20 protein-coding genes are annotated in these 21,858 nt (G+C 61.7%); 4 read left to right on the top strand and 16 right to left on the bottom strand.

Features of this window, described 5'->3' with window-relative positions; genetic code table 11:
- Nucleotides 1-2: 2 nt before the first annotated feature.
- The 3 genes from glcE to KSS91_RS17230 all read right to left on the bottom strand — a co-directional run bounded on the left by glcE (nucleotide 3) and on the right by KSS91_RS17230 (nucleotide 4,543).
- Nucleotides 3-1,067: a glycolate oxidase subunit GlcE gene (glcE, locus tag KSS91_RS17240; protein WP_217835535.1), complete on the bottom strand. Its 1,065-nt coding sequence runs from the start codon at nucleotides 1,065-1,067 to the stop codon at nucleotides 3-5.
- Complete coding sequence (gene glcD, locus KSS91_RS17235) at nucleotides 1,067-2,566, bottom strand: glycolate oxidase subunit GlcD (RefSeq protein ID WP_217835534.1); 1,500 nt, start codon at nucleotides 2,564-2,566, stop codon at nucleotides 1,067-1,069. Before glcD ends, glcE begins: the two co-directional genes overlap by 1 nt.
- A gap of 213 nt (nucleotides 2,567-2,779) precedes the next feature.
- Nucleotides 2,780-4,543: an L-lactate permease gene (locus KSS91_RS17230; protein WP_217835533.1), complete on the bottom strand. Its 1,764-nt coding sequence runs from the start codon at nucleotides 4,541-4,543 to the stop codon at nucleotides 2,780-2,782.
- A gap of 180 nt (nucleotides 4,544-4,723) precedes the next feature.
- Between KSS91_RS17230 and KSS91_RS17225 the strand changes: the two genes are divergently transcribed.
- Nucleotides 4,724-4,960: a hypothetical protein gene (locus KSS91_RS17225; protein ID WP_007975246.1), complete on the top strand. Its 237-nt coding sequence runs from the start codon at nucleotides 4,724-4,726 to the stop codon at nucleotides 4,958-4,960.
- A 115-nt stretch (nucleotides 4,961-5,075) separates the two neighbouring features.
- On the opposite strand, the gene KSS91_RS17220 is transcribed toward KSS91_RS17225, so the two are convergent.
- The 8 genes from KSS91_RS17220 to KSS91_RS17185 form a co-directional block, all read right to left on the bottom strand.
- Nucleotides 5,076-6,500, bottom strand: coding sequence for a gamma-aminobutyraldehyde dehydrogenase (locus KSS91_RS17220; RefSeq protein WP_217835532.1), 1,425 nt, complete (start codon nucleotides 6,498-6,500; stop codon nucleotides 5,076-5,078).
- 184 nt (nucleotides 6,501-6,684) lie between these two features.
- Nucleotides 6,685-8,217 carry an APC family permease gene (locus KSS91_RS17215; protein ID WP_217835531.1) on the bottom strand — a complete coding sequence of 511 codons (1,533 nt, stop codon included), beginning with the start codon at nucleotides 8,215-8,217 and terminating at the stop codon, nucleotides 6,685-6,687.
- Between the two features lie 139 nt (nucleotides 8,218-8,356).
- Complete coding sequence (locus tag KSS91_RS17210; RefSeq protein ID WP_217835530.1) at nucleotides 8,357-9,397, bottom strand: heme-dependent oxidative N-demethylase family protein; 1,041 nt, start codon at nucleotides 9,395-9,397, stop codon at nucleotides 8,357-8,359.
- 18 nt (nucleotides 9,398-9,415) lie between these two features.
- Nucleotides 9,416-10,384, bottom strand: a complete 969-nt coding sequence (locus tag KSS91_RS17205) for a PDR/VanB family oxidoreductase (RefSeq protein WP_217835529.1) — start codon at nucleotides 10,382-10,384, stop codon at nucleotides 9,416-9,418.
- Nucleotides 10,381-10,983: a dimethylamine monooxygenase subunit DmmA family protein gene (locus KSS91_RS17200; RefSeq protein WP_217835528.1), complete on the bottom strand. Its 603-nt coding sequence runs from the start codon at nucleotides 10,981-10,983 to the stop codon at nucleotides 10,381-10,383. Before KSS91_RS17200 ends, KSS91_RS17205 begins: the two co-directional genes overlap by 4 nt.
- 345 nt (nucleotides 10,984-11,328) lie before the next feature.
- Nucleotides 11,329-12,765 (bottom strand): sigma-54 interaction domain-containing protein, encoded by a 1,437-nt coding sequence (locus KSS91_RS17195; RefSeq protein WP_217835527.1) that lies wholly within the window; start codon nucleotides 12,763-12,765, stop codon nucleotides 11,329-11,331.
- Nucleotides 12,762-13,895: a PAS domain-containing protein gene (locus tag KSS91_RS17190; protein WP_217835526.1), complete on the bottom strand. Its 1,134-nt coding sequence runs from the start codon at nucleotides 13,893-13,895 to the stop codon at nucleotides 12,762-12,764. Before KSS91_RS17190 ends, KSS91_RS17195 begins: the two co-directional genes overlap by 4 nt.
- 197 nt (nucleotides 13,896-14,092) lie before the next feature.
- Nucleotides 14,093-14,353, bottom strand: a complete 261-nt coding sequence (locus KSS91_RS17185; protein ID WP_217835525.1) for a hypothetical protein — start codon at nucleotides 14,351-14,353, stop codon at nucleotides 14,093-14,095.
- 433 nt (nucleotides 14,354-14,786) lie between these two features.
- On the opposite strand from KSS91_RS17185, the gene KSS91_RS17180 reads away from it, so the two are divergent.
- On the top strand, nucleotides 14,787-15,851 hold the full coding sequence (locus KSS91_RS17180) for a hypothetical protein (RefSeq protein WP_217835524.1): 1,065 nt from the start codon (nucleotides 14,787-14,789) through the stop codon (nucleotides 15,849-15,851).
- Nucleotides 15,852-15,868: 17 nt separating this feature from the next.
- Nucleotides 15,869-16,222 (top strand): DUF1428 domain-containing protein, encoded by a 354-nt coding sequence (locus KSS91_RS17175; RefSeq protein ID WP_217835523.1) that lies wholly within the window; start codon nucleotides 15,869-15,871, stop codon nucleotides 16,220-16,222.
- Nucleotides 16,223-16,236: 14 nt separating this feature from the next.
- Here KSS91_RS17175 and KSS91_RS17170 read toward each other — a convergent pair whose 3' ends face one another.
- A complete protein-coding gene (locus tag KSS91_RS17170; RefSeq protein ID WP_217835522.1) occupies nucleotides 16,237-16,431 on the bottom strand; it encodes a hypothetical protein in 195 nt (64 codons plus the stop codon).
- A 123-nt stretch (nucleotides 16,432-16,554) separates the two neighbouring features.
- Between KSS91_RS17170 and thpR the strand changes: the two genes are divergently transcribed.
- On the top strand, nucleotides 16,555-17,094 hold the full coding sequence (thpR, locus tag KSS91_RS17165; RefSeq protein WP_217835521.1) for an RNA 2',3'-cyclic phosphodiesterase: 540 nt from the start codon (nucleotides 16,555-16,557) through the stop codon (nucleotides 17,092-17,094).
- A 239-nt stretch (nucleotides 17,095-17,333) separates the two neighbouring features.
- Here the strand turns inward: thpR and KSS91_RS17160 are convergent, their stop codons facing one another.
- The 4 genes from KSS91_RS17160 to potA form a co-directional block, all read right to left on the bottom strand.
- Complete coding sequence (locus KSS91_RS17160) at nucleotides 17,334-18,431, bottom strand: polyamine ABC transporter substrate-binding protein (protein WP_217835520.1); 1,098 nt, start codon at nucleotides 18,429-18,431, stop codon at nucleotides 17,334-17,336.
- A gap of 239 nt (nucleotides 18,432-18,670) precedes the next feature.
- Nucleotides 18,671-19,555 (bottom strand): ABC transporter permease subunit, encoded by an 885-nt coding sequence (locus KSS91_RS17155; protein WP_015095584.1) that lies wholly within the window; start codon nucleotides 19,553-19,555, stop codon nucleotides 18,671-18,673.
- Nucleotides 19,552-20,466 (bottom strand): ABC transporter permease subunit, encoded by a 915-nt coding sequence (locus KSS91_RS17150; protein ID WP_095967787.1) that lies wholly within the window; start codon nucleotides 20,464-20,466, stop codon nucleotides 19,552-19,554. Before KSS91_RS17150 ends, KSS91_RS17155 begins: the two co-directional genes overlap by 4 nt.
- Nucleotides 20,463-21,605 carry a polyamine ABC transporter ATP-binding protein gene (gene potA / locus KSS91_RS17145; protein WP_095967786.1) on the bottom strand — a complete coding sequence of 381 codons (1,143 nt, stop codon included), beginning with the start codon at nucleotides 21,603-21,605 and terminating at the stop codon, nucleotides 20,463-20,465. Before potA ends, KSS91_RS17150 begins: the two co-directional genes overlap by 4 nt.
- Nucleotides 21,606-21,858: the final 253 nt, after the last annotated feature.

Below are 21,858 nucleotides of genomic sequence, written 5' to 3'. Positions count from 1 at the left end.
GTTCAAAGCTCCGCGTACAGGCGTCCGGGGTTGAAGATGCCCCGTGGATCGAGCTGTTGTTTCAGGTTGCGGTGATAGCGCATCAGGGCCGGGGGCAGCGGCTGAAACGGGGTGTCGGTGAGGCCGTGGCTGAAGCAGGTGACATGCCCGCCGACCTCGTCGACGACCTGGCGGATGAACGCCGCTTCGGCATCGGATTTCAACCAGCGCTGGGCGCCGCCCCAGTCGATCAACTGGCGCCCCGGCAGCGACAGGCGCGGTGTGTTGTGCGGCAGTGACATGCGCCAAAGCGGTTGATCTTCATCGAAGAAACTCAAGCGCTGTTCGTTGAGATCTTCCCAGTACGAAGCGTCCAGCCGTTCGCCACCGAGGCGCTCGTGGGCCGCCGCCACCGAACCTTCACCGCCCTCGAGCCGCAGGTGCAGGCGTGTACCGTCGTGACAGGCCGCGCTGATCGGCAACGGTTGCTGACCCCATTGCGCCAGACGCAGCAAGGCGCGTTCAGGGTCCATTTCCAGGCTGATACTCAGGACTTTCCGGGGTTTTGGCAGCACTTTGAGCGAGACTTCGGTGATCAGCCCGAGGCAGCCGTAACTGCCGGTCATCAGGCGTGACAGGTCGTAGCCGGCGACGTTTTTCATCACCTCGCCACCGAAGCGCAACAGCTTGCCTTGCCCGGTGATGACTCGCGTGCCGAGGACGAAATCGCGCACCGAGCCGGACCACGGGCGCCGCGGGCCGGACAGTCCGCAGGCGATCGTACCGCCGACCGTGGCGCCGTCGCCAAAGGACGGCGGCTCGCAGGGCAGCATCTGTTGCGCGGCGTCCAGCGCCTGCGCCAGCTCCGACAGCGGCGTGCCGCAACGGGCAGTGATCACCAGTTCGGTCGGGTCGTAACTGACGATGCCCTGGTGCGCGCGGGTATCGAGAATTTCCCCGGCCGTGGTGCGGCCAAGAAAACCTTTGCTGTTGGAACCCTGTATGCGCAACGGCGTGGCGTTTTCCAGCGCCTGATTGACCTGCTCCAGGAGCAGTTGGCTGTCATCGAAATCTGCAGGGCCGTGCATCAGAAACGCTCCAGCTCGGGGAAGGGCAATTGACCGTCATGTATGTGCATGGCGCCGAATTCGGCGCAGCGATGCAGGGTCGGAATGTTCTTGCCGGGGTTGAGCAGGCCGCTTGGGTCGAAGGCGGCTTTGATGGCATGGAACAGGGTCAGCTCATCGCTGTTGAATTGCGCGCACATCTGGTTGATCTTCTCGCGGCCCACACCGTGCTCACCGGTGATGCTGCCGCCGACCTTCACGCACAGCTCCAGAATCTTGCCGCCCAGGTTTTCCGCGCGCTCAAGTTCACCGGGTTGATTGGCATCGAACAGAATCAACGGATGCATGTTGCCGTCGCCGGCGTGGAATACGTTGGCCACCCGCAGGCCGTATTCGTTCGACAGTTCGGCGATGGCGTGCAGCACGCCGGGCAGTTCGCGACGGGGGATGGTGCCGTCCATGCAGTAGTAATCCGGCGAGAGGCGGCCCACTGCCGGGAAGGCGTTCTTGCGCCCGGCCCAGAAACGCACGCGCTCGGCTTCGTCTTTGGCCTGGCGCACCTCGGTCGCACCGGCCTGCTGCAGTACCTGGCGCACCCGGTCGCAGTCATCCGAGACATCGGCTTCAACACCATCGAGCTCGCACAGCAGAATGGCCTGGGCCTCCACCGGATAACCGGCGTGGATGAAGTCCTCGGCGGCGCGGATGGCCAGGTTGTCCATCATTTCCAGGCCCCCGGGGATGATGCCGGCGGCAATGATGTCGCCGACGGCGCGCCCGGCTTTTTCCACGGAGTCGAACGCCGCCAGCAATACCTTGGCGGTCTGCGGTTTGGGCAGCAGCTTGACCGTGACCTCGGTGATCACCCCGAGCAGGCCTTCGGAGCCGGTGAACAGTGCCAGCAGATCGAAACCGGGGGCGTCGAGGGCGTTGGAGCCCAGGCTCAAATGCTCGCCATCGACCGTGAGGATGTCGACCTTGAGCACGTTGTGCACGGTCAGGCCGTACTTCAGGCAATGCACGCCACCGGCATTTTCCGCGACATTGCCGCCGATGGAGCAGGCAATTTGCGAGGACGGATCCGGCGCGTAATACAGGCCGAACGGTGCCGCCGCCTGGGAAATCGCCAGATTGCGCACACCCGGCTGAACCCGCGCGGTACGGGCGGCGGGGTCGATGCCCAGGATGTTGTTGAAGCGCGCCATCACCAGCAGCACGCCTTTCTCAAGGGGCAGCGCACCGCCGGACAAACCGGTGCCGGCGCCACGGGCGACGACCGGGACGTGCAGCTCATGACAGACGCGCAGCACCCCTTGCACTTCGTCGATGTGCCGGGGCAGCACCACCAGCATCGGCGTGGTGCGATAGGCCGACAGTCCATCGCATTCGTAGGGCCTGAGTTCCTCCTGCTGATGCAGGATTTCCAGGTCCGGCAAGCGGCTCTGCAAGGCCTGCAACAGTGCGTGTCTGTCGACGTCGGGCAAGGCGCCGTCAACGCGTTCATCGTAGAGAATGTTCATGGGATCACGATTCTCGCTGGAGACCTGCGACCTTTATCATTGGCCTGATACGGCCGGCTGTCCATGGGATGTTTGTCCGCACGACGGACCATTCATTCAAAAAAAAACACTTGCCCATGTGGGAGCGGGCTTGCTCGCGAAAGCGGTGTGTCAGACGCAATGTCTTCGACTGACACACCGCTTTCGCGAGCAAGCCCGCTCCCACAGTTCGATTCAATGCCCGCCCACCACCATATGGCTGAACGGCGCGACGTAGGCCTGCAACGTCACCAGCCCGCCGACCAGAATCGCCAGCACAATCGAGTGGAAGAACACGTAGCGCAGGATTTCCCCTTCATGGCCGTACCAGCGGGTGGCGGTGGAGGCGACCACGATCGACTGGGCGTCGACCATCTTGCCCATGACCCCGCCGGAACTGTTGGCGGCGGCCATCAACACCGGGCTGATTCCCAGTTGCTCGGACGTCACCCGTTGCAGGCCGCCGAACAGCACGTTGGACGCGGTGTCCGAGCCGGTCAGCGCCACGCCGAGCCAGCCGAGCAGGGTGCCGAACATCGGGTAGAAAATGCCCGTCGCGGCGAAGGCCAGGCCCATGGTCGCATCCAGGCCCGAGTAGCGCGTGAGAAAGCCCAGGGCGAGCATCGCCACAATGGTGATCAGCGAGTAACGCACCACCCACAGGGTGCGCAGGTACTGGTGAATCAGTTGCGGGATCGAGTACCCCATCAGCAAACCGCCGACAATTGCCGCCAGCAGAATGCCGCTACCGGTGGAGGTGAACCAGGTGAACTTGTACACCGCCTCCTCGGTTTTCGGCGCGGCCACCACGGGCGGGACTTTCTCGATCTGCAAATGCAGGGTGTTGAAGGTCACGACCGGCGCAAACAGCGGGTTGGCTTCGCGCATCGGCTTGCCCTGCGGATCGAGCTTGACGGCACTGGTTTGCGGGTCGATGGCAGGGCGGGTGTCGAAGGTGTTCTTGAAGCCCTGGGTGCCCCAGATGAACACGAAGACCGTCAGGATGATCCACGGCATCCACGCCCGCATCACAGCCGGTTTCGCCTCGCTGGCAAAGGTTGCAGTGGGTACGGGCTTTTCGTCGTGCTCGACATCGATCTTCGAGTTGTCGACCCGGCCGGACAGGGCGGCGGAGGTGTTCACGGTGGCCGGTTTCCAGACCTTGAGGAAACCGGTCAGGCAGGCCATGGAAATCAGCGCGGCGATCACATCCACCAGCATGGGCCCGTGATAGTTCGACACGAGGAACTGCGGAATGGCAAAACTGACCCCGGCCACCAGGATCGCCGGCCAGATCTCCAGCATCTTGCGCCAGCCGGCAAAGGCCCAGATCAGCCAGAACGGCACCAGCACCGAGAAGAAGGGCAACTGCCGACCGACCATCATCGACAGCTCCATCTCATCCAGCCCGGTGACCTTGGCCAGGGTGATGATCGGCGTGCCAAGGGCGCCGAATGCCACCGGCGCGGTGTTGGCGATCAGCGCCAGCCCCGAGGCGGCAAGCGGAGAGAAGCCGAGCCCGATGAGAATCGCCCCGGTCACTGCCACCGGCGTACCGAAACCGGCCGCGCCTTCGAAAAACGCACCGAAGCAGAAGGCGATCAGGAGCAATTGCAGACGCCGGTCATCGGTGATGCGCGCCAGGGAGTCCTGCAGCACCTTGAACGAACCGTTCTCGGTGGTCAGGCGGTGCAGGAAGATGATGTTCAACACGATCCAGCCAATCGGCAGCAAACCGTTGGCTGCACCGAACAGCGCCGCGGAACCGGCCATGTTCGCCGGCATGCCGAAGGCGAAGATCGAGATCAGCAAGGCCGAGACCAGGGCGAGCAGCGCCGCCAGGTGCGCCTTGATATGGAAAAACGCGAGGGACGCCAGCATCACCACCACCGGCACAGCCGCCATGAGCGTTGAAAGCACCGGGTTACCGAACGGATCGTAGACTTGCTGCCAGACCATGTTCCACCTCTGCTTTTTATTGTTGGACGTGCAGATCCCCTGGAGGGGAGGTGGCCTTGAGTATAGGAGGCATTGCGCCGCTGTCAGGGCCGGCCTTCGGTCCTGCCAATCGGCGAACTCCAGAGGGCTGGGCTAGCATGGCCAGTAGGGTTCGAATCCAGTCAAGGGAGCAAAGCAGTCATGACCGAGCGCCATATAGAGCACAAGGAGACTTTATCGAACGGATGCAAAATCAAAGTCACCGCCGAGATATTGAAAGACGGTTCGTTGGGCATGTTTATCGGTGTCTACAAGCCGGACGGCTCGGTCATCGACGAAAACCACGACCCACGGCCGCACATGCTGGACATGGAGGCGGCGATGGATTGGGGAATCGATATTGCGAGGGGCACTGGCAATAGCCAGCGAACGTTGTGAGCGGTTGTGCTGACGTCATCCTTGTGTCTGCGGAAAAGATCGCAGCCTGCGGCAGCTCCTACAGGGTGTACGGCGCTCTTTGTAGGAGCTGCCGAAGGCTGCGATCTTTTCGCTGTTAATGCTTGAACATCACATGCCGCACGACGGTGTAGTCCTCCAGCCCGTACATGGACATGTCCTTGCCATACCCGGACAACTTCTGACCGCCATGAGGCATTTCGCTGACCAGCATGAAGTGCGTGTTGACCCAGGTGCAGCCGTACTGCAAGCGGGCCGACAGGCGATGGGCGCGGCCGACGTCGGCGGTCCACACTGAAGAGGCCAGGCCGTAGTCCGAGTCGTTGGCCCAGCCCAGCACCTGCGCTTCATCGCTGAACCTGGTCACCGACACCACCGGCCCGAACACTTCGCGCCGCACGATTTCGTCATCCTGCTGGGCGTCGGCCAGCACCGTTGGTTCGAAGAAGAAACCATTGCCGTCCACCGCTTTACCGCCGGTGATCAGGCGAATGTGCGGCTGGGCGATGGCGCGTTCGACGAAACCGGCGACGCGGTCGCGGTGTTGTGCGGTGATCAGCGGGCCGAGTTCGGTCGACGGATCGTCCTGCAAGCCGTACTTGATGCTGCTGACGGCGGCGCCGAGTTTTTCGACGAATTTCTCGTAGATGCCTTCCTGCGCGTAGATGCGGCAGGCGGCGGTGCAGTCCTGGCCGGCGTTGTAGAAACCGAAGGTGCGAATGCCTTCGACAGCGGCGTCGATGTCGGCGTCGTCGAAGATGATCACCGGGGCCTTGCCGCCCAGTTCCATGTGCATGCGTTTGACGCTGTCGGCGGTGCTGGAAATGATGTTCGAGCCGGTGGCGATCGAACCGGTCAGCGACACCATGCGCACTTTCGGGTGGGTGACCAGTGGGCTGCCGACGCTAGGACCACGGCCGAACACCAGGTTGAGCACGCCGGCCGGGAAGATGTCCGACGCCAGTTCGGCCAGGCGCAGGGCGGTCAGCGGGGTTTGTTCCGACGGTTTGAGCACCACGGTATTACCGGCGGCCAGGGCCGGGGCGATTTTCCAGGCGACCATCATCAGCGGGTAGTTCCACGGCGCGATGGAGGCGATCACGCCCACCGGGTCGCGGCGGATCATCGAAGTGTGGCCGGGCAGGTATTCGCCACCGGCCGAACCGCTCATGCAACGGCTGGCGCCGGCGAAGAAACGGAACACGTCGGCAATCGCCGGGATCTCGTCGTTCAGCGCGGCGCTGTAAGGCTTGCCGCAGTTGTCCGATTCCAGTTTGGCCAGTTCTTCGCCGTGGGCCTCGATGGCATCGGCGAGTTTGAGCAGCAGCAGCGAACGCTCTTTCGGCGGGGTCTGCGACCAGCTGTCGAAGGCGGCGTCGGCGGCACGCACGGCGGCATCGACCTGGGCTTCGCTGGCTTCGTTGATTTCCGTCAGTACACGACCCAGCGCGGGGTTGAACACCGGTTGGGCGGGGCCTTCGCCGACTTGCAGTTGGCCGTTGATCAAGAGTTTGGTTTGCATGGCGTTGTCCTCTTCGGAACTGTTGTTTTTTCTCTGTGGAAACCGGCCAAAATGTGGGAGCGGGCTTGCTCGCGAAAGCGGTTTATCAGTCGCCATCATTGTTGAATGTGATGGCCTCTTCGCGAGCAAGCCCGCTCCCACAGGACTCGGTTTCCATATTGGAGATTGAGATGTCAGTCAGGTGTCACGGCTGTTGCAGCGACGCGCCGGAAACCTTGGCCGCCTTGGTGTTCGGCCTGGAAAACTTCCACGCATCGCCCGCCGGCGCCGTGCCTTTGTCGTAAGGCTTGCCCAGCAGCATGTAGACCAGGCCGGCACCCATCACCACCAGGGTGGTCAGGATCATCGAATAGTTGATGTACCACGGTGCGTCCGGCGAACGCGGCCAGACCATATTGATGATGGCGCACACGCCATAGACCAGCGCGGCGAGGTTCACCCACAGGCCCCAGGCACCGAGGGTGAACTGGCCGTTCGGGCGCCAGCCCTTGGCGCGGGCGATCAGGGCCGCCACCACGATCAACTGGAACGCCACATAGATACCAATCGCTGCGAAGCCGACGATGGTCGCCACGGCATCGGCCATGAATATTCCCAGGCAGACGATGGCGGCGGGCACCAGGCCGCTGACCACCAAGGCAAACGACGGCACATGGTTAGCCGAGAGGCGTTTGAACAGCGAACTGCCAACGATCATTTCGTCCCGGGCATAGGCGAACAACAGTCGGCTGGCCGCCGCTTGCAGGCTCAACACGCAGGAAATGAACGAGACCATCACCACGGCCATGACCAGGCGCGAGCCCACCGGGCCGAACGCGTTGGCGAGGATGGTGGCGACCGGATCGGTGTCTTCACCGGCCAGCACCTTGGCCATGTCCGGCACCGAGAGAATCAGTGCCAGGCAGGCGAACATCGCTGCCGCGCCACCGATGTAGATGGTCATGCGCATGGCCTTGGGAATGCGCTTGCCCGGGTTCGGGGTTTCCTCGGCCACATCGCCGCAGGCCTCGAAGCCGTAGTACTGGAACAGACCCGCCAGGGACGCCGCGAGGAACGCTGGCAGGTACGAACCGTTGACTTGCAGGTTGAAGGTGTCGAACAGCACGCTGAACGGCTGGTGGCGCTCGAAAATCAACAGGTAGCCGCCCACCAGAATTGCGCCGACCAGTTCGCAGAGGAAACCGAACATCGCCACCCGGGCCAGCAGCTTGGTGCCCACCAGGTTGAGCGCGGTCGAAAGCAGGATGATGCCCAGGGCAATATAGATATTCGCCTCGGGTCCGGGGTGGAAGCCCATCATGATTGCCAGGTACGGTCCGGCACCCACGGCGACGCCGGCGATGGTCGCGCACAGCGCCCAGGCATATACCCAGCCAACCATCCACGCCCAGCGCTTGCCCACCAGGCGACGGGCCCAAGGGTAAACACCACCGGAAATCGGGAACTGCGAAACCACTTCCCCGAAGATCAGGCACACCAGCATTTGCCCGGCGCCGATCAACAGGTACGACCAGAACATCGGCGGGCCGCCGGCAGCCAGGCACAGGCCGAACAGGGTGTAGACGCCGACCACCGGCGACAGGTAGGTAAAGCCCAGGGAGAAGTTCTCCCACAGGCTCATGCTGCGATTGAAATCCGAGCTGTAGCCGAGGGCGCGCAGTTGTTCGGCGTCTTGATCGGCGCCGCTGCTTGCACGCGTGTTGGATGAGCCACTCATGTTATTTCCTCATTATCAATGGCAGTGGATGGCAAGGTGGGCGGGTTGAATCGCCCGTGCCCGTTTCGGGCTTTTTGTTGTAGGTACTGCGCAGATCCAGTGTGTGAGCGAGCGGGCTCGCTCCCACAAAAGCGTGCACTCAAGCCTGTTTGCGCGGCTCGCTGTCACGCCCGTCGTCATACTGCGAAAGCCACGCCACCGCCGCATCGCGGTAGCGGCTGAAGCCCTTGTAGTCGACCAATTGCTGATTCAGGTCGCGCAACACCCGGTGCATGCGCCGGGCCCATGCCGGGTTGGTGGCGATGTCTTCAAGGCTGAGCAGGTAGGTGCGGATCGGGAATACGATCGCGTTGCTGCGGGGCAAGCGGTGCAGCGGTTGTAGCTCGATGCGCAGGTACACCAGCTTGCCGGCGTTTTCGGCGGTCACGAGGGTACGGTCCGGTGCCCATTCCGGCAGGCTTTCGGCCGAGACTTCAAGGCGCGGGTTGACGGTCAGCGACCAGTTCAGGCGACGCACCGGGTGGCCGGTGCGCAGGCGCAGAAGGAACTTGAGGGCACGGTCGAGCATGCCGATTTCCTTCACCAGCGGCACCGGGCCGTGGAATTCTTCCCAGCTCATGCCGAGGTTGAAGCGCAGCGAATAATCGGCGCGCTGGGTGGCGATGCCTGCGCCCCAGTAGAGGGTGCCGTCGCGTTCTTCCTGTAACACCCAGTCGCCCTGGGCCTGGCGGGTCACGTACTCCATCGGCTCATAGGGCAGGGTCACCGTGTCGCCGAAGGTGAAGTGGTCGTCGATGTTCAGCAGCCGGTTGGTCCAGTGCCACTGCCGGCCTTCACGGGCCAGGCTGAAGTACTGCGGATAGTCGCGGGCGTAGGACTCCATGATCAGTTCGAGCAGGTCCCACTGCGCCTCCATCATGTGCGGCGCCGAGACGTAGTGCATGCCCGGGTCCTTCTCCAGGGTGATGGCGCGATCACGGCATTCGCTGATGTAGTGCTCGTCGATGTCGAACGCGGCACGGAACGCGCCGTCGCCCACCGAGACATGCGGCTCGAGGTTCATCGAGTACATGTAGTCGTCATCGGGAAACGGGAAGGGCGCGCGGGCGATGGTTTCCGGGCGGTTGGCGAAGGTGTAGTCGTCGCGATAGGTTTCGTCGCGGTTGAAGGTGATTGTCATTGTTATGTCTTCCGTCGATCAGAGGTCGATGACCAGGCGATTGCATTGGGCGCGGGATACGCAGGGCATGATTTTCTTGCCGCTGGCCTTGTCTTCGTCGGACAGCCAGTCGTCGGTGTGGAGCAACTCGCCGTCCAGTTCCAGGACGGTGGTTTCGCAGTGGCCACAAGCGCCGCCGCGGCACAGGTAAGGCATGCTGAAACCGGCGGCTTCCACCGCTTCGAGCATGGTCTGGTCAGGCGAGACTTCGATGGTCGTGCCGCTACGGCCGAGGGTGAAGCTGAAGGCCTCGCCGCCGCTGCTTTGCTCAAGGAAACGCTCGTAGTGCACGTGGCTTTCGGTCCAGCCCAGATCGCGGGCACAGGCCAGGGTGGCGTCGATCATGCTGTCCGGGCCACACACGTAGACATGGCTGCCCAGCGGGCGGTCAGCGAGAATCCGGCCGATCTCCATGCGCGATTCCACGCCTTTGCGGTACAGGTGGACCTGCTCGCCATAGGTCGCCTGCAGCTCCTTGCCCAGTTGCGCATGTTCTTCACCGCGCACGGCGTAATGCAGTTCGAACGGCACGTTGCTCAGGCGCAGTTCTTCCAGTTGGGAAATCACCGGCGTGATACCGACACCGCCGGCAATGAACAGGTGCAGGCGCGCTTGCTTGATCAGCGGGAACAGGTTGACCGGTGGCGTGACCTCGATCAGGTCGCCTTCGTTGACGTTGTCGTGCAGCGCCACCGAACCTCCGCGACCGCTGTCGACGCGGCGCACGGCAATCTGATAACTGCTGGTGTCGTAGGGCGAACTGAGCAGCGAATAGGGGTTGCGCAAGGTCTTGTCAGGATTGGCGACCAACACCACCACATGGCTGCCACCGGAGAATGCCGGCAGGTGTTCGCCGCTCGGCGAGACCAGGGTGAAGCGCTTGATTTCCGGGGTTACCGATTCGATGCGGGTCACGCGCAGGTTCAGGGTTCCGTTGTTCTGGCTCATGTATCGAGCTCCTCGGCTGGCGGCAATTCTCCCGGTACTTCGGCGTCGGCCTTGACCGCCTGAAACGCCGCCAATCGCCGGGAATAGTGATCGCGCACCACCAGCGTCAGGCTGCAACCGGGGCAGTCATAGACGCGTTGGGTGACGTTTTCGGTGTAGGTGTCGCAGTGCACGCACCACACTCGCCGCACCAGCGTGCCGGAGTGCTCGCGCAGCACTTCATCGCGATTGAGGTCGAAGCGGGTGGCCACTTGCATGGCGCTGCCCAGGAAACTTTCGGAGCCTGCGAGGTACAGTCGGGTGCCCATGTGCGCAGCAGACAGCAGGTCGTTCAGGTCATCGATCAATGCCTGGTTGCTGGCATACGGACGCAGCTCGTGGTCCGGGTAGCGCTGCAGGTCGGTCAGAAAGTCCTGGCCGGAAAACGACTCTTTGGAGTACAGCAAGGTGATGGGGCCATCCAGCCCGGTCATCTCGTCCAGCAAGCGCAACATGGCGCGACCGCCACTGCCTTGACCGGCGATGATGTGCCGCCTGCCTCCCGGCAAGGGTTGCAGCCGGTCATAGACTGGCCGGCTTTTGATCCCGGTGATCAACATTATTATTTTTCCTCCTGGCTACCGGCGCGGCGAATGAACGTCGGCCTTGATGCAAAAGCCCAATAACGATGGGTTGCCGATAGCAGGAGCACAGGTCGTGCCAGTTATTCAACTTGTTGAATTAAAAGGATTTATTTTGGTTTGTTGGTTGGAAGATAGGCAAGAGTAGCCAGGTGTGTAGGCGTTTTTGCAGCAGTCAGGCGAAATCGAACAACCCACAATCCTTGTGGGAGCGAGCCTGCTCGCGAAAGCGCCAGACCTGACGACGCGATGCCGACTGACACTGCCTCTTCGCGAGCAGGCCCGCTCCCACAGGTTTTCCCACAGGGCTGAATGCCGGGCGTATCAATCGCGCTGCAACTTACGGATCAGCGTGCCGATGTCGATTCCCAGATGCTGAGCGGCCTTGCGCTTGCTGCCGCACAAGCCGACCGCCTGGAGGATGACCTGGCGCTCGAACTGTTGAACCTGAAGTTTGAGATTCTGCTCGGGGTTGTCTGGCGTGCTGTCGTCGATGACCGACGGTTGCGACCTCTGTGGCGGGCGAGGTGCCTCGAGCAGTTCCGGCGGCAGATGATGTTCCTGCGCTTCATCGTCGGCGAGCACCGCCAGCCGTTCGAAGATGTTCACCAGTTCGCGAATGTTGCCCGGGAAGTCGTAGCTCAGCAGGCGTCGGCGGCAACCGGCGGACAGGCTCAGCGAGGGCTCGCGATCACCGTTGATGCGGCTCAGCAGGATATCGATGAGGAAGGGTAAATCATCGCGATGCTGGCGCAGCGGAGGAATTTCCACCGGCAGCACCGCCAGGCGATAGTAAAGGTCGGCGCGGAATTCGCCGGTGCTCACCAGGTGTCGCAAGTCCTTGTTGGTGGCGGCAATGACCTGCACCTGTACGGTTTTGCTCAGGGGCGAGCCGACCGACTGGATCGTGCTGTCTTCGAGAAACTTCAACAGCTTGGCCTGCACGTGCAAGGGAATCTCGCCGATCTCGTCGAGAAACAAGGTGCCGCCCGAAGCCGCCTCGATGTAGCCCTGTTTGCCACCCTGCAACGCACCGGTAAAGGCGCCGCGCTCGTAGCCGAACATCTCCGACTCGAACAGGCTCTCGGGAATGCTGCCACAGTTGACGTGAATGAATGGCCTGTCACCCCAGCCCGCGGCGCGATGGATATGCCGGGCGATGGCGGTCTTGCCGACGCCGGGTTCACCCAGCAACAGCAACCGCGCGCGTCGGCGGAAAGCACGCACGCCGGTATCGGCGATGTTCGACAGCTGGGGTGACAAATGCAGGGCATTGTCCTGTGGGTCTCGCAGCCCCTGGGGCTCCGGCGGACGACTGCCCAGTGTCGGACGTCGTTGTGGCTGAGTGCCGTCGAAGTCTTTCTGGGTGAGCATCCTGAAGGGCTTTTCATAGGCTCCGGTGGGTATGGCGTGGGTGCTGCTGAGCAGCACCCGACCTTCCCGGGAGCGGGTCAGGGCACTGTTGCCGCCGCGATTGAGCGCTGTTTGCAGATCGTCGTAGTTCAAGGCCGAGCGCTGGAAAAACTCGCTTTCGGCCAAGCCTGTCGCTTGCTGTCTGGACAGCCGGTTGACGCGCTCGGCCGCCAGGTTGAGAAAGCGCACCCGGCCTTCGCTATCGGTGACGATCAGCGCCTCGCTGAAGCTGTCGAGCAGGGCGTGCAATGCCGGAGTCTCCAATAAGGCGCTGAGCACTTCGCTACTGACATTGACCGACGAGCGCATGCCCATCTGCATCGTCGGGGGCAGGTTCTTGTCTTTCATGGATGCAGCTCTTCGACGCGGCGCACACCCTGGCGGCTTTCGCGCAGCACGGCGACGCGCCAGGCCACGCCTTCGCGAATCAGGATGCGCGAACAATGCACATTGAAGCTGCGTTCACGACCGCTCAGGTCCGGCAGCGGCAGCGTATGCCAGGTGCGCTCAGGTAGCCCGTTGTCCAGCAACAGGCGTGCGATACCGGCGCCATGGGTGATGCCAAAGGTTTCCTCGAACGCTGCGTTGCGCCATTGCGGTTGCAAGTGTTCATCGATCACCAGCACCGCATCCGGCACGGCGTCGAACACGCGGCGCAAGGCATCGATGCGCTGCTCTGCATCATGCTGCATGCGCAGTTCCTGACTGACGTCGCGGATGCTGCCCCACATGCGCAGCAGGTGACCATTGACGATGGTCGCCCGCACATCGTTCTCGACGTAGGCCGGCGAGCCGTCGTGGCGGCGATCCACCGACAGTGCGCAGTCGACATGGAAGCCGGCCTCGATCAATCGCCTCACGAACTCTTCATTGGCGGGGCTGCGAGGCCAATACAGGCGAACCGGTTGCTGGTTGAAATCGACGTCCGATGGCATCTCGTAGACGTCGGCCATGGCACGGTTGCACAAGCGCCAGTGGGAGTCGTTTTCGAACACCTGGCGGACAATCTCGTCCGGTGAATAGTTGATGTCCACCGCCTCGGCGAACTCGATGCACCAGTACGCGACCTTGGCGCTTTGCAGCATCTGGCTCATCACTTCGTTGGCGTTGTGCATTTCCCGCAATCGATGACCCAGGGCGCCTAGCGGAACCTTCAGCAAATGCAAGCGCGCCGGCTGTACCGAGCGCCATTCCAGCAGGCCACAAGCAACCACGTGCAGCAGACCGCCGTTGTGGCGAATCAGGGTCAATTCCAGGCTGGGTACCTGCTCGTCCGCCGGTGGGTTGGCGAACAACGCCTGCAAGGTACGAACGGAATCGACGTTGAAAATGCGTTCAATCGGTTGATTGAGCAGTTCTTCGGCTGCGTAGCCCAACTGATCGCTGAGGCTGGCTGACAAGTGGACAAGGTGCCCGTCCATGCTCAGGGTGCTGGTCAAGGGGTGCGCTTTATGGGCCAGTAAATTCAGGATGTCCATCGGTCGATCGGCTCGATTTGGCTTAAGGGCGAATACAGGCACTGGCATATCGCGTGCCAACAAAAAAGCCTTCAAACAGTGATGTTTGAAGGCTTCTGGATATTAGATGCTGTGAGAATGCAGCAAAGTGTGCGTTTTTGCAGCGTATGGACAAGCTTAGTTCGTGCGCAGCGACGCGGGCTTACCGGTGGTCGCCGTCAGAATCCGAAGACGCGGGCCGAGCTTTTTGCCAGCTCGACATCCAGCAAATGCTCGGCCAGCACGTCATTCAAAAAGCGGAACTGATCATTGAGCCCGACCACTTCGTTACTGAAGTGATGATCGGCTGAAGGGATCAACAGCGCTTCGAACTTCTCGTCGAACAGCAGAGTCAATTCTTTACGTGACTCGAATTTCTGCGCGTAGAAATTGTTGCCGAACAGCGGAAAACGCACGGCGAGGGAGACGGTGTGCATCATGAAGTTTGCTCCTCGCTCAGGACGTACCAGGCAAACACACTCAATGTGAACGCCGTCAGGGCCAGGCAGGTCAGCAGATGGATCAGCATGAGGTTTCCCTCCGATTCGGGGTTTCGTGTTGGCTTGGGATCGATCCTACGCTGACGGCGTTCAAGCGGAAGGCAATCGCGGCGATGGTGAATATCGACGCAAGTGATGGTGGTTTTTGTGCTGTCTGCTCTGGCCCCTTCGCGAGCAAGCCCGCTCCCACAATGTTTTGTGCTTGCCACATGATCCGGGCACGACACGCAACCTGTGGGAGAGGGCTTGCCCGCGAAGAGGCCCCCAAAAGTGCCGCCGGTTGTCGGCCATGCACATGCCGCGACCTATACTTGAATCATGGTTTTCGAGTGCTGGACATCCCGCCCGGTGCACACTTCAGGAAGCCGCCATCTTGAACCTGCGTTCACTGATCATTGCCGTGCTGGTGGTGCTGGCAGGGTGCGCCACGCCGCCCCGTGCGCCAGTGGAAGTGGCGCCGGTCATCGTTCCCGCCAGCACCTGGCAACAGGTGGACCGGGAGATCGTCGCCGCGTCGCAGTCGGCCACCGAACAGACCCGAATCTATGCCCGTGGCGCCATGGAATACTGGCGTACGCGGGTCTATGAACTGACCGAAGAAAATTTCATTCCGTGGTTCAGCAGCTACTGGACCCAGGAATGGCTGTCGATGAAGGTCAGCTGGTACAACATCAGCGCCAAGGGTGAGCAGGATGCCTCGGCCAAGCGCCTGGCGGCGTATCTGCTCGAAGCTTATCAGGAGAAGGTCCTGGCCCCGGTGGCGGCGGAAATCGATCCCGATGCGATTCTTGGCCTGGCAGCGGCGTTCTACGTCGACATCCTCAAGGAAGAGCTGCAGAAAATCTCCACCCGCCACGGCGTGCCTATGGCCCAGCTCAACGGGCGCATCCAGAAAATCCCGGCCATTGCCCTCGGGCCACCGCCGGCGCGGGACGCCTCGTTGTACCAGATCGTGCACACCGAATCGTTGACCACATTGCCGGCTTACGCTGCGTTGCTCGACAAAATCCACAAGGCCGGCGGTGACAAGGGCGTGGGTTCGACCGACACCGCGATGGCTCCGGTGGCCAAGCGCGCCAGCCAGCGCATGGAAGCCGAGATGGCCCCGCGCGGGGCCGCCAGTGCCGTGGCCGCCGCGGCCGGGAGACTCGCCGGCGGCTTGATCACCGTCGGTGTGGCGGCCATTCGCGCGATGATTCAGGCCAATGACAGGCCCGACAGCGAGGCGCTGATCCGCAGCAGCCTGGGCAACACCTTCGACAAGGCCTGGATCAAGCTGGTGCAGAACCCGACCACCGGCGTCATGGCCGGCACGCTTTACATGGCGGGGCAGATCGAAGGGAGTCTGGGCGGCGGTGCACAACCGCCGGTCGGTTTGAGTGCCGGCACTGTCGATTGGACGCCGGCGCAAACGACTACCCGGCAGAACACCCCATGATCCAAGGAGAAACACTCATGTCTTATGTCGATGGTTTTATCGCTGCCGTACCCACCGCCAACCGTGGGCAATACCTCAAGCACGCGGAAATCGCCGCCTCGATCTTCAAGAAAAACGGTGCCTTGAGCGTGGTCGAATGCTGGGGCGAGGATGTGCCGGAAGGCAAGGTCACCTCGTTCCCGATGTCGGTGAAGCTCAAGGAGGGCGAAACCGTTGCCTTCGGCTGGATCATCTGGCCGGACAAGGCCACCCGCAATGCCGGGATGGACAAGATGATGCAGGACCCGCGCATGAAGCCGGAGGTCAATCCGATGCCCTTCGATGGCCAGCGCATGGTGTACGGCGGGTTTGAAGTACTCCTCACGGCTTGATGCCGGACGCGGGATCACTCCGGCGTCGGGGTGATCCTGCAACTCTTGCGCTCGCGGATCTCGTCATCCGTCGGCCGCTCGCGGATGAACTCGAAGCGCGGCTCACCTTCGCTGTAATGCACCAGCCAGCCCCATTCCAGCTGGAGTTCATCCTGGCCTGGCGTGGGCGGTCTGGCCCACCATGGCTCTTTGCTGATGATCTGTCGCATGGTCCCCCCCTCCGGTTTTGGGATGCCAGAACTATAACGCGCCTAGAGGACGTTGCCAGAAATCCGCTGGCCGGCAGGCGGGTGTTGAGTACACTCAGACAGTCTTCCCACAAGGAGTGCGGCATGAACGACGAAACCCGCGAGCCGATCAAGCGTCTGTTCTTTGCGCTGGACTGCGCCCCGGCCCAGCGCCGGGAAATCGCCCAATGGCGCAGTGCGCTGCAGCTGCGCAACGGACGACCGGTGCCGGCGGAGAACTTTCACCTGACGTTGAAGTTTTTGGGCGCGGTGGGTGTGGCGCAGATCGCCGAGCTCTGCACCGCAGCGGCGTCCATCCGCACGCCGGGCGAGCGCTTGACGGTGGAGCTTGACCGGCTGGACGTATGGCGCAGGGCAGGGGCGTTGGTGCTCGCACCACAGCAGGCACCCCCGGCATTGCTGCGTCTGGTCTATGCCCTGGAACAGGCGATGTTGCCGTTCGGGCTGGAGCAGGCCCCAAGGGAGTATCGCCCGCACCTGACCCTGGCGCGCGATTATCGGGCACCGGTGCCGGAGTCCCCGACCGCGCCGCAATTCTTCCTGCATGCCGAGCGCCTCACCCTGTTCGAATCCCACAAGGGCCGTTATCGGGCGCTGGCCGAATGGCCGTTGATTGATCCATAAAAAAAGGCGCCCGAGGGCGCCAAATTCACCTGAACCGAGGGAGCCAGGTGAGGCCGTTCTACTTGCAGGAGAGGCAGCGGTGGTAAGGCGCTGCGTGAACGGAAATTGTTGAACACCCACCTGCCCAATGTGGGAGCGGGCTTGCTCGCGAATGCGATGTGCCAGCCAACATCAATGTTGAATGTGATGGCCTCTTCGCGAGCAAGCCCGCTCCCACATTAGGTCGGTGATGTCCTGAATTACTGGCCGAGTTTCACCTTGGTCCAGCCTCGGGTCATGATCCGCTGGGTGGCGATCGGCTGGTCCGGTACGGCATAGAGCGTGGCCATCACCGCTTCCGACGGGTAGGAACCCGGTTCGTTGCGGATCGCTTCATCGACCAGTGGCGTGGCCGCCGCGTTGGCGTTGCTGTAGCCGATGTTGTTGGTGATGTCGGCGATCACGTCGGGGCGCATCAGGAAGTTCATGAACAGGTAAGCGTTCTCGACGTTGGCGGCATCGCGCGGCATCGCGAGCATGTCGTAGAAACTGGCGGCGCCTTCTTTCGGGATGCTGTAGTCGATCTTCACCTTGTCCCCGGCTTCCTGGGCGCGGGCCTTGGCCTGCAGCACGTCGCCGGAGTAACCGACGGCCACGCAGATGTTGCCGTTGGCCAGGTCCGAGATGTATTTCGACGAATGGAAGTACGCCACGTTCGGGCGAATCTTCATGAACAGCGCCTGGGCTTGGGCGATGTGCTGTTTATCCTGATCGTTCACCGGGTAGCCCAGGTAGTGCAGGGCGGTCGGGATCATTTCGGTCGGCGAGTCGAGGAAGCTGATGCCGCAGGCCTTGAGCTTCTCGGCGTTTTCCGGTTTGAACAGCAGGTCCCAGGAGTTGGTCGGGGCGTTGGCGCCGAGCACTTCCTTGACCTTGGCCGGGTTGAAGCCGATGCCGATCGAGCCCCACATGTACGGGATGGCGTGAGCGTTGTCGGGATCGCTCGCGGAGGCGTTTTTCAGCAGCACCGGATTGAGGTTGTTCCAGTTCGGCAGCTTCGACTTGTCCAGCGTCTGGTAGACGCCGGCCTTGATCTGCTTGGCCAGGAAACTGTTGGACGGCACGACGATGTCGTAGCCGGATTTGCCCGCCAGCAGGCGAGCTTCGAGGGTTTCGTTGCTGTCGAACACATCGTAGGTCACCTGGATGCCGGTCTCGTCTTCGAACTTCTTGACGGTGTCCGGGCCAATGTAATCCGACCAGTTGTAGACGCGCAGAACCTTGTCATTGGCCTGGGCGCCAGTGGCGATCTCGCCCAATAAGGACAGTGTCAGCAGAGTCCTGCCAAACATTTTCATCGGTACAACTCCATTTCTTTTTTATTCAAGATCACAAAACAGTGAACACAAAACCTGTGGCGAGGGGGCTTTTGTGGCGAGGGGGCTTGCCCCCGTTCGGCTGCGCAGCAGTCGTAAAACCAGCGAGTGCGGTGAAACTGAAACACCGCGGTTTCCGGTTTTGGGGCCGCTTCGCGACCCAACGGGGGCAAGCCCCCTCGCCACAAAAGCCCCCTCGCCACAGTTAATTCAGCAGCGGCTTAGGCGGTGGCCGCCGCCATCTGCTTTTTCGGTTGTTGCCAGGATTCGCTGGCGGTCTGGTCCATGGCTTCCTGGATCGCGCGTTTGCGGGTGGCTTCGGCACGGCGGCTGAAGTACCAGACCATGAAAGTCACGATCGACACGGCCAACAGGATCAGGCTGGCCACGGCGTTGATCTCGGGCTTGACCCCCAGACGTACCGCCGAGAACACTTCCATCGGCAGGGTCGTGGAACCCGGGCCGGAGACGAAGCTCGCCAGCACCAGGTCATCCAGCGACAGGGCGAACGACATCATGCCGCCGGCCGCCAGTGACGGCGCGATCATCGGGATGGTGATCAGGAAAAACACCTTGAACGGTTTCGCACCCAGGTCCATGGCCGCTTCCTCGATGGACAGGTCCAGCTCGCGAAGGCGGGCGGAGACTACTACCGCAACATAAGCGGCACAAAACGTGGTGTGGGCGATCCAGATCGTCACGATGCCGCGTTCCATCGGCCAGCCGATCAACTGCGCCATGGCTACGAACAGCAGCAACAGCGACAGACCGGTGATCACCTCAGGCATTACCAGCGGCGCGGTAACCAGGCCGCCGAACAGGGTGCGACCCTTGAAGCGGGTAACGCGGGTCAGCACGAACGCGGCCAACGTCCCGAGTGCCACTGCTGCGATGGCGGTGTAGCAGGCGATCTCCAGCGAGCGCACTACCGAACCCATCAGTTGCGAGTTGTCGAGCAAACCGGCGTACCACTTGAACGACCAGCCACCCCACACCGTCACCAGCTTCGAGGCGTTGAACGAGTAGATCACCAGGATCAGCATCGGCAGGTAGATAAACGACAGGCCGAAAATCAGCATGAACTTTGAAAATCCGAAGCGTTTCATCCCCGTGCCTCCATCTCTTTGGCCTGACTGCGGTTGAACAGCAGAATCGGCACAATCAGGATCAACAGCATCACCACCGCCAGGGCAGACGCCACCGGCCAGTCGCGGTTGTTGAAGAACTCTTGCCACAACACACGGCCGATCATCAGGGTTTCCGGACCGCCCAGCAGTTCCGGAATCACGAACTCACCGACCACAGGAATGAACACCAGCATGCAGCCGGCGATGATGCCGTTCTTGGCCAGCGGCACGGTGATTTTCCAGAAGCTGTTGAAGGTGCTCGAACCCAGGTCCGACGCGGCTTCCAGCAGGCTCTGGTCGTGCTTGACCAGGTTGGCGTACAGCGGCAGCACCATGAACGGCAGGTACGCATACACCACGCCGATGTAAACAGCCATGTTGGTGTTGAGGATCTCGATCGGCTGCGACGTCAGCCCGGTCCACATCAGGAACCCGTTGAGCAGGCCGTTGTTGCTCAGGATGCCCATCCACGCATACACGCGGATCAGGATCGCGGTCCAGGTCGGCATCATGATCAGCAGCATCAGCACGTTCTGCGCTTCCTTGCTGGCCTTGGTGATGGCGTAGGCCATCGGGAAACCGATCACCAGGCACATCAGGGTGCTGAACAGCGCGACCTTCAACGAACCGAGATAAGCCGAGAGGTACAGTTCGTCCTGGCCCAGCAAGGTGTAGTTGCCGATGTTGAGCAACAGCTGGAATTTCTGCTCGGCGAAGGTGTAGATCTCCGAGTAGGGCGGAATGGCCAGGGCCGCTTCCGAGAAGCTGATTTTCATCACCAGGAAGAACGGCAGCATGAAGAACAGGAACAGCCAGATGAACGGAATCCCGATGACGAACTTGCGCCCGCTGGGGACCCACCTGAGGAATTGCTGATTGAAGGTTTTCATGCGCGCAGTACCACGCCGCTGTCGTCTTCCCACCACACGTAGACCTGATCGTCCCAGGTCGGACGTGCACCACGGCGTTCGGCGTTGGCCATGAACGACTGGACGATCTTGCCGCCAGGCAGCTCGACGTAGAACACCGAGTGCCCGCCCAGGTAGGCGATGTCATGCACCTTGCCGCTGGACCAGTTGTAGCGGTTGTCCGGCTTGACGGTGCTGACCAGCATTTTTTCCGGGCGGATCGCGTAAGTGATCGACTTGTCCTGCACTGAGGTGCTGACGCCGTGACCGACGTAGATCTTCTGTTCCAGGTCCGGGCTGTGGATGATCGCGTGACCTTCCAGGTCTTCCACCACGGTGCCTTCGAAAGCGTTCACGTTGCCGATGAATTCGCAGACCATGCGGCTGACCGGTGCTTCATAGATGTCGACCGGGCTGCCGATCTGGGCGATCCAGCCCAGGTGCATGATCGCGATGCGCTGGGCCATGGTCATGGCCTCTTCCTGGTCGTGGGTCACCATCACGCAGGTCACGCCCACGCGCTCGATGATTTCCACCAGCTCCAGCTGCATTTGCGAGCGCAGCTTTTTATCCAGGGCGCCCATCGGTTCGTCGAGCAGCAGCAGCTTCGGACGCTTGGCCAGGGAACGGGCCAGGGCCACGCGCTGACGCTGGCCTCCGGACAGTTGGTGCGGCTTGCGCTTGGCGTACTGGGTCATGTGTACCAGGCGCAGCATCTCCTGCACCCGGGCTTCGATCTCGGCCGCTGGCAAACGGTCCTGCTTGAGGCCGAAGGCGATGTTCTGCGCCACCGTCATGTGCGGGAACAAGGCGTAGGACTGGAACATCATGTTGATCGGTCGTTCGTACGGCGGCATGTCGGTGATGTCGACACCGTCGAGCAGAATCCGGCCTTCGGTCGGGCGCTCGAAACCGGCGAGCATGCGCAGCAGGGTCGATTTGCCTGAGCCGGAACCGCCGAGCAGGGCGAAGATTTCACCCTGGTGGATTTCCAGGGACACATCGTCCACTGCGGTGGTTTCGTCGAATTTCTTGGTGACGCGATCGACTTTCACCAGGACCTTTTTCGGTGCCTGGTGACCTTCAATAGCCTTCCTGTAAATGCTGGAGGCGTTTGCCATGTGAAACTCCCAACAGGTTTCAGTCGCCAGGCCAACACGGCCCGGCTTAATAGTGGATTGCAAACCCGTATCGATGCGGCCCCCTGTAGGAGCTGCCGAAGGCTGCGATCTGTTGATCTTGATTTTGAAGAGCAAAATCAAAAGATCGCAGCCTTCGGCAGCTCCTACAGGAGAACCCCGTTGGCTCGGGTTTATTCGGCGCCGCCGTCCTGGCTGCCTGGTAGTACTTGTTGTTATTGCAGTGTGTTGTTTT

It is taken from the genome of Pseudomonas azerbaijanorientalis (assembly GCF_019139795.1).
Classification (GTDB): Bacteria; Pseudomonadota; Gammaproteobacteria; order Pseudomonadales; family Pseudomonadaceae; genus Aquipseudomonas; species Aquipseudomonas laurylsulfatiphila.
Note: the sequence above shows the minus strand (reverse complement) of the source record. Positions and strands in the feature narration are given on the sequence as shown.

Coding starts and splice junctions, on each gene's coding strand:
- KSS91_RS17190 (WP_217835526.1), bottom strand. CDS start 13,895: ATGGACATCCTGAATTTACTGGCCCATAAAGCGCACCCCTTGACCAGC.
- KSS91_RS17200 (WP_217835528.1), bottom strand. CDS start 10,983: ATGTTGATCACCGGGATCAAAAGCCGGCCAGTCTATGACCGGCTGCAA.
- KSS91_RS17170 (WP_217835522.1), bottom strand. CDS start 16,431: ATGCGACAGATCATCAGCAAAGAGCCATGGTGGGCCAGACCGCCCACG.
- KSS91_RS17225 (WP_007975246.1), top strand. CDS start 4,724: ATGACCGAGCGCCATATAGAGCACAAGGAGACTTTATCGAACGGATGC.
- KSS91_RS17230 (WP_217835533.1), bottom strand. CDS start 4,543: ATGGTCTGGCAGCAAGTCTACGATCCGTTCGGTAACCCGGTGCTTTCA.
- glcD (WP_217835534.1), bottom strand. CDS start 2,566: ATGAACATTCTCTACGATGAACGCGTTGACGGCGCCTTGCCCGACGTC.
- KSS91_RS17150 (WP_095967787.1), bottom strand. CDS start 20,466: ATGAAAACCTTCAATCAGCAATTCCTCAGGTGGGTCCCCAGCGGGCGC.
- glcE (WP_217835535.1), bottom strand. CDS start 1,067: ATGCACGGCCCTGCAGATTTCGATGACAGCCAACTGCTCCTGGAGCAG.
- KSS91_RS17175 (WP_217835523.1), top strand. CDS start 15,869: ATGTCTTATGTCGATGGTTTTATCGCTGCCGTACCCACCGCCAACCGT.
- thpR (WP_217835521.1), top strand. CDS start 16,555: ATGAACGACGAAACCCGCGAGCCGATCAAGCGTCTGTTCTTTGCGCTG.
- potA (WP_095967786.1), bottom strand. CDS start 21,605: ATGGCAAACGCCTCCAGCATTTACAGGAAGGCTATTGAAGGTCACCAG.
- KSS91_RS17220 (WP_217835532.1), bottom strand. CDS start 6,500: ATGCAAACCAAACTCTTGATCAACGGCCAACTGCAAGTCGGCGAAGGC.
- KSS91_RS17160 (WP_217835520.1), bottom strand. CDS start 18,431: ATGAAAATGTTTGGCAGGACTCTGCTGACACTGTCCTTATTGGGCGAG.
- KSS91_RS17195 (WP_217835527.1), bottom strand. CDS start 12,765: ATGAAAGACAAGAACCTGCCCCCGACGATGCAGATGGGCATGCGCTCG.
- KSS91_RS17205 (WP_217835529.1), bottom strand. CDS start 10,384: ATGAGCCAGAACAACGGAACCCTGAACCTGCGCGTGACCCGCATCGAA.
- KSS91_RS17155 (WP_015095584.1), bottom strand. CDS start 19,555: ATGAAACGCTTCGGATTTTCAAAGTTCATGCTGATTTTCGGCCTGTCG.
- KSS91_RS17185 (WP_217835525.1), bottom strand. CDS start 14,353: ATGATGCACACCGTCTCCCTCGCCGTGCGTTTTCCGCTGTTCGGCAAC.
- KSS91_RS17215 (WP_217835531.1), bottom strand. CDS start 8,217: ATGAGTGGCTCATCCAACACGCGTGCAAGCAGCGGCGCCGATCAAGAC.
- KSS91_RS17210 (WP_217835530.1), bottom strand. CDS start 9,397: ATGACAATCACCTTCAACCGCGACGAAACCTATCGCGACGACTACACC.